Origin of the sequence: Arcobacter sp., from assembly GCF_050300555.1 — a bacterium.
In the GTDB taxonomy this organism is placed as follows: domain Bacteria; phylum Campylobacterota; class Campylobacteria; order Campylobacterales; family Arcobacteraceae; genus Arcobacter.
Genome location: NZ_JBNKXY010000115.1, coordinates 1 through 779 on the forward strand (window position 1 = coordinate 1; position 779 = coordinate 779).

The 779-nt window shown below is 39.2% G+C and carries 1 protein-coding gene; it reads left to right on the forward strand.

Annotation, left to right across the window (positions count from 1 at the left end; genetic code table 11):
• Positions 1-276 precede the first annotated feature (276 nt).
• Positions 277-711 (forward strand): hypothetical protein, encoded by a 435-nt coding sequence (locus tag ACQY5W_RS13095; RefSeq protein ID WP_428025418.1) that lies wholly within the window; start codon positions 277-279, stop codon positions 709-711.
• Positions 712-779: the final 68 nt, after the last annotated feature.

Genomic DNA, 779 nt, shown 5'->3' on the forward strand with positions numbered 1-779 from the left:
CGTTGCTATTGTGAACTTTATATATATAGCGCCATCGTCTTCCCCTGAGCTGAGTGCACAGTGAGTTCATGACTCTGTCCGTACGGTGGATAGAAAAAATTGAAACACAAGGGGGGGAGGTTTTGATTTTATTTTTCTTGGAGGATTCACTTCTAGAAGGTAAATCCATATCGCTTCTTAAGTTTTGTTGTTGTTTAGGTGTGTATTTGAAGGTGTGTTTAGGGTCAAAAGTTAATCTAGGATTTTGTAAATATGCAGATGGAGGACCGATCATGGATGTACAAGTTGGGTGATGTGTTGGCTCATTTCAAAGGAGTATCAATATTTTTGGAAGCCGTCGTACAACACGCTACACGTGAGAAAAAAGAGACAATATATTGTCCTTGTAAAGTATGCAACAACAATATGATATATCTGTACAAAGATCATGAAATTATATGTGAACACTTGGTTCAGAGTGGTTTCATAGATAATTACTTCATCTGGAGCAAGCACGGTGAGACACAACTAAGGACGGAAAGCAACATATATGAGAGGGAAGAAGATGGAGGTGAGGATGATGTAGGTGAGAATGATGAAGGTCTTGATTTGGAGGAGCTGATACGGAATGTTGCACCTGATGTGTTGCTACAATGTAGAAATAAGGGTTTTGATAATTTTGAGACACTTAATAAAGCATCGAGAGACCTTTACAAGGAGTGTAAAGGGTGACATAAGGAGCACACGGGGTTGTGGATGATACTTGAACTACTGAAACTAAAAGCTAGCAACAGGTGATT

Excerpts from the sequence above, each read along its gene's own strand:
- ACQY5W_RS13095 (WP_428025418.1), top strand. The coding sequence starts at position 277 with ATGTACAAGTTGGGTGATGTGTTGGCTCATTTCAAAGGAGTATCAATA.